The following is a 1706-nucleotide window of genomic DNA, read 5'->3' as shown; positions in this document are numbered from 1 at the left end:
GTACCGCTGCACTTCGAATCGTCGTTCGTGCAACGGGACAGCATCGCCGCCATCAATCCGCTTATCGCGGCGGGGATTGGGTGACTGGCTCGCCGGGCTCCCGGAGGCTGACGGTCACCTCATCCGTCGGCTGGCGCCGACACCTTCCCCTCAAGGGGAAGGAGGAGACATGGCGGATTCTAGTGGTGGTTGCAACACCTGTGTTGCTGTCTGATTTGGTTGTGTGATCGTATCATGCCGCTTCGATCAGGTCGAGCATGACCTCGATCGGAGACCTGGCGTCAAGGGTCTTTCTGGGACGGTTGTTCATTTTGGCCGCGATCATGTCCAGATACGCCCGCGAATACCCGCCCAGGTCGGCCCCCTTCGGGAAATACTGGCGCAGCAGCCCGTTCGTGTTCTCGTTCGTGCCCCGCTGCCACGGCGAATGCGGGTCGCAGAAGAACACGTCCATGTCCAGCGAGGCCGAGATGCGTCTGTGGAGCGCGAGTTCCGAACCCTGGTCCCAGGTCAGGGACCGTCGCAGAACGGCGGGCAGTTCTCCCATCCGGTCGATGATCGCCCGTTGGACGTGTTCGGCGTCATGCCCGTCGGGCAGATGCAGAAGGATCAGGAACCGGGTGGAGCGCTCCACGAGCGTGCCGATCGCGCTGCGGTTGTTCGCGCCCATGATCAGGTCGCCCTCCCAATGGCCGGGCACGGCACGGTCCTCCGCCTCCGCGGGACGCTCGGAGATCATGACCATCGGCTCGCGGAACCGGGGCCTGCGTTCGCTCCCGTCGTTCCTCGGGCGCCTCATGGCCCGTCCGGAGCGCAGGGCCCCGGCCACGCCCCTCCTCAGCTCGCCCCTGGCCTGGACGTAGATGGCCTGGTAGATCGTCTCGGTGCACACGTGCATGGCTTCATTATCCGGGAAGTCGCGCCTCAGCCTCAACATGATCTGTTCGGGGCTCCACTCGTCGGAGAGCCTGCGCCGGATGTAGTCGAGCAGGCCGGGCACCGCACGCACCTTCGCGGTCTTGGGCCTCGAACGACGTCCGGCGCTCATCCGCTGGGCCCGGTTCGGCTCATACTCGCCGGTGGATGGATTCGTGTTGCGCGCGAGCTCCCGGGACACGGTCGACGCGGGACGTCCGAGCCGTCTGGCGATCTCGCGCACGCCCATGCCGGCATGCCGCCAATCGGCGATGCTGATGCGACTCTCCAGATCCAGGAACCGTGGGCTGATCGTCTTCGACTCATGCATGACGGGAGCATACCGGATCACCACGGACGGCTGCACACGACGACCGCCGCTGGCGCCCCCGTTACGCCATACCTTGCCCGTACGCTTCGAGACCCCGACCGCTCTCGCGGCCTGCGTGTAGTTCATCCCGCCGGCTATGAGCTCCACGTACCGATCCCGACGCGCCTTGCACATCTCGCCACGAGTCGCGTACCCAACACCATCGAACACCCACCTGCCCACCCGAAATCTCCTCCCGGATCACCAGGTGTTGCAACGATCACTAGAACCCGCGCTGTNGGCGCAGCCGACTGAGGGGGAGGGGACAAGCCCTTCGACCTCAGGTCATGCCCAATCAGAGCCAAAGACCGGCTCTCGCCAATCTTCCTCTTGTCCTTACAGCTCCTCCGGCCGCACCCCCTCATCGATCACCCGGTGCAGCTTCCTCTCCAACTCCGCCGCCTTGGCCTTCGCCTTCGGC

1 protein-coding gene is annotated in these 1706 nt (G+C 65.2%); it reads right to left on the bottom strand.

Annotated elements, in window-relative coordinates:
- Nucleotides 1–232 precede the first annotated feature (232 nt).
- Nucleotides 233–1420, bottom strand: coding sequence for an IS30 family transposase (locus Tam10B_RS12760; protein ID WP_233133733.1), 1188 nt, complete (start codon nucleotides 1418–1420; stop codon nucleotides 233–235).
- Nucleotides 1421–1706: the final 286 nt, after the last annotated feature.

The sequence above is a fragment of the Bifidobacterium vansinderenii genome, assembly GCF_002234915.1.
GTDB classification, from domain to species: Bacteria; Actinomycetota; Actinomycetes; order Actinomycetales; family Bifidobacteriaceae; genus Galliscardovia; species Galliscardovia vansinderenii.
This window is presented reverse-complemented; position numbering and strand designations above follow the sequence as displayed.

Coding starts and splice junctions, on each gene's coding strand:
- Tam10B_RS12760 (WP_233133733.1), bottom strand. CDS start 1,420: ATGTGCAAGGCGCGTCGGGATCGGTACGTGGAGCTCATAGCCGGCGGG.